2 protein-coding genes and 1 pseudogene are annotated in these 3,593 nt (G+C 62.0%); 2 read left to right on the top strand and 1 reads right to left on the bottom strand.

Annotated elements, in window-relative coordinates:
• Window positions 1–116: 116 nt before the first annotated feature.
• Window positions 117–678, bottom strand: a pseudogene (locus tag G6035_RS19275) (recombinase family protein); the annotation flags it as partial.
• Between the two features lie 235 nt (window positions 679–913).
• Here G6035_RS19275 and G6035_RS19270 point away from each other — a divergent pair.
• Window positions 914–1,492, top strand: a complete 579-nt coding sequence (locus G6035_RS19270) for a DinB family protein (RefSeq protein WP_176618716.1) — start codon at window positions 914–916, stop codon at window positions 1,490–1,492.
• Between the two features lie 1,391 nt (window positions 1,493–2,883).
• A complete protein-coding gene (locus tag G6035_RS20730) occupies window positions 2,884–3,324 on the top strand; it encodes a DUF6431 domain-containing protein (protein ID WP_371131075.1) in 441 nt (146 codons plus the stop codon).
• The last annotated feature ends 269 nt before the right edge of the window (window positions 3,325–3,593 follow it).

Genomic DNA, 3,593 nt, shown 5'->3' with positions numbered 1-3,593 from the left:
TGCCGACCAACTTCTGGATCGCAGTGATAAATGGCAGGTTTTTCGCAGCGGCAACTGGCCGAGCGCAATAGGTGCTGGCGAATGAAACCATTGAACTTTGCGCTTCTTGGCCTGCCGCGTTGAAGCTCGCCGTACCCGGTCGTTTTGGAGACGCTGAAAGGCCCAGCGATGTCGGCTTGGGTGTGGGCGCCGGCATCGTGGACCACAAACAGGTGCTTGCGCTGGGCAGCGAGAACCTGGCTGCTTCCCGCGCAGCCGGCCCCGTACCTTGGCCACGGCCACGCCCTCCCTGGTGCACATCCGGATCAGATCGACTTCGAACTCGGCGACCATTCCGGGGACATTCTACAAAAGGCGCCCGACAGGGTCGTCAGGACCATAGATGCTACCACCCAGGCTCAACGCCATACCTTTGGCCGTGGGTTCATCAGCGATGTCTCCCGCTTCCGGCAGCGACCGGGCGAACCGGTCCAGCTTAATGACGACAAGGCTCTCCCCAGCCCGGACCGCGGCCATCGCTTCGCCCAACCCGAGACGGGACCGGTTAGTCCCGGTCAAACCATGGCCCACAATAAATTGCTTCTCGGCCACGCCGGGCCCGAGAAGCGCATTTCTTAGTGCCGTGATCTCCTGTCCATTCGTCGAGACTCTCGCGTAACCGACTTTGACGTCGTTCATGAGAGGCAGTGTTGCAGATCAGGCCCCGCCAGCGTGCACATTATCGTTCAGACCGTACGGACATCGTCCGCCCTTGTGATCGTGCCGGGTCATGCACCGTTCAACGATGTACGTTGAGGGACCGGCTTGCGAGACATTTTGATGTTCACCATTCGGCTCGCATTTGCCTAAGCTGATGGCGGAGCCCGTACTAGGCATGGGGCACTCATGCCGCGGAGTGCTAAAGTCTTTCCCCATGGTATCTATATGGGTGGAGAGCGTCGGTCGCTGCCTCGAGGAAGCCTTGGAACTGCTGGCCGCGGCCGTGCGGGACTGCCCGGACGAACTCTGGCGGACGCCCATGTGGCGGGTACAGGCCTCGGAGATTGTCGGGGAGGTGCGCGACGCCGGCGGCAAACCGGTCACCGATCCGGCTCATCGCGAGGCGCTGGTCCAGCGGTGGTCGACGCCGTGGAGCGTGGCCTGGCACGCCCTGGAAGTCTTCGACTACGACCTCGCCGGCGAGTTGGACACCTGGTCCCCGCCGCCCCCGTTCGCCGGGAAGCCACACTGGCAGACATTCACCAGCCTGCCCGTCCCCTGGTCGCAGCCTGAGATCCGGGGGTATATCGACTACTGCCGACAGCGGGTCCGCGACACGCTCTCCGGCATGACCGAGGCCAGGGCGGTGACCCCGCTGCCGCCGGCGCACCGCTACGAGGGCAGGTCCTACGCCTGGATCGTGACAAGTCTGATCGGCCATACCACCGCACACGCCACGCAAATCCGACAGTTCATCACCAACCCTCCCGGTTCGCCCGACGTCCTGGGCTAACCGAAGGGGGTGCCCGTTGTCGCTGAAATGGAAGAGGTCCGAGCCCTGAGCGTAGGCCAAGAAGATGGTGAATCCGCAGACGTTCACGGCTAAGCCAGGCCCTGCGGTGGCAGCGACTACTCCTGTGGTTGAGCAGCTGGAATTCCCGGGATGGTGCCCTTGAAGTGCGGCAGGCCGGAGATAGCGCAGTCCGGTAATTCATGGGGTCCCCTGCGCCAACGCATTTAAACCGGGGGTAGGGATGTTTGTGCGTCGCTCCCCATGCACCATCTACGCGGAGGCTGGCGAGCTATGCTAGGAGGGGACGGAAGTTTCGACCGGCGAAGAGGTTCAAGGTCGATACGGAGGAGAAATCATGGGAATCAGCGTTGGCGCCTTGGTAGCTGTTGGTGCGGCCTTATACATCGTGTTGGTTGTGCGCCGTAGGAAATGATCCACACTCACGGAGAGCTTCGGCCCACAGTTCGTAGGAAAGGCACCGTTCGGTCGTATTCCGGTCCCACTCCAGTCTTGCCTACTCCCCGAAGAGGGTTATGCACTGCGGCCGATTCAATGGCTGTAATTGCCGCAAAGATCGCAGAGACGGTAGGCGTCGAGGACGCTATGGTCGCCCCCTCGCATAAGCTCACTGTTCGGGGCGCTGCGTGCAGCCAACCAACCACGCATTGAAGTTGTCCCTGATCGGTGACTGATCCATTCCCCGGAGCCAGAATCCTTCCATCGGCAGGAGCCCCTCCCAAGGATCGGTACGCGGGCCGCGTTGAAGACGCCTGGAGGGCCGCACTTCGCGGTGATCCCAACGTTGCCCCTAAGGACCGTAACGACCTCGGCCACGATCAATATCGCGCCGAGCATCTCGGATAGCCTTCGCAACATCAGGATTTTGGACCTCAATGTCATTGGCGCACTTGTCAAAGCTGCAGAATGGCCGAAACAACACCGGCAAGAGGCAAAACACACAGATGCCCGCAATGATCAAAATCGACGGGGAGTCGATGGATAAACTTTCCCCCATTGCTGGAAACTACGCCACGAACCGTGATGACGCTCTTTCGTTTTCCTTCCGTATGAGATCAGCCTGCTTGAGCCCGCCAATTTGCACCGACGCTTCAGTATCGCCATCCATGTCTGTTACGCGTCGCATTGTTTGGGGACGCAATGGTCATTGTGGGCGACTATGTAGCTGTTACCGGTTGGGCTTAGTTGGCGGCGTCAATGTGACGACGAAAGCGGCCGCTTCCACGGGCATCTGAGATTCCTTGGCAGCCTGCTTGGCGCCGTGATTTTGCCCCTCCGGCCGGTGGTGGAGTGAGTCATCCGTTCCGGGCGTTGTCGGTTACACACGAAGTGGCCTCTTCCCAGCCGGGGTGTGGTAGGCAAGAGTCATTGGCATGGGGTATGGCGGAGCGACAGAAGGGGGCACGATGATGGTCGTGGGCAGCTCCGAGCAAACCGAGACAGCCTTGCTGGCCGGCGAAATACGCTGCCCTCATTGCTCGGCGCTGCTGCACCCCCACGGGCAAGCCCGGACCCGGACCGTGCGCGGCCTGGGCCAGGAGCGGTTGACCGTACAGCCGCGGCGCACCCGCTGTGCCAGCTGCGGGCGCACCCAGGTCCTGCTACCGGCCTCCTTGGCGTTGCGCCGGGCCGACACCGTGGAGGTCATCGGGAAGGCCTGGCGGCCAAGGCTGCCGGCAAAGGCCACCGCCCGATCGCCGCCTGACTGGGCCGGCCTGTTTCGACGGTACGGCACTGGCTGCGCCTGGTCCCGGAAACACACGTCCACTGGCTTCATGAGCGGCAGTGCAGCATGCATTCCGCCTCAACCCTGACATGATCTTCCGCCCCAAGCAGTGGCCGAGCCTACTGGGCCACTGCTTGAACATCCTGGCAGGCGCCGCACTGGCCTTCAACCGCGTGGCAAGGGCCGAGCTACCCCCTTGGACTGTGATCCGGTACTTCAAACGAGGTAACCTGCTCAGCCCACCCCTGCGCACCTAAACAAGCGGCGCGACCGTGCTTTGCCATGCCCAGCAACAGGCGTCACCATGACGACGACACTGAAAACCGTTCACAAGCACCCGGCAACTTTGACGAGTGC

Source organism: Arthrobacter sp. SDTb3-6 (genome assembly GCF_013376095.1).
Taxonomy (GTDB): Bacteria; Actinomycetota; Actinomycetes; order Actinomycetales; family Micrococcaceae; genus Specibacter.
Note: the sequence above shows the minus strand (reverse complement) of the source record. Positions and strands in the feature narration are given on the sequence as shown.

What these genes read in the sequence shown, in the direction of transcription:
- G6035_RS19270 (WP_176618716.1), top strand. Translation starts at nt 914, where the DNA reads ATGGTATCTATATGGGTGGAGAGCGTCGGTCGCTGCCTCGAGGAAGCC.
- G6035_RS20730 (WP_371131075.1), top strand. Translation starts at nt 2,884, where the DNA reads ATGGGGTATGGCGGAGCGACAGAAGGGGGCACGATGATGGTCGTGGGC.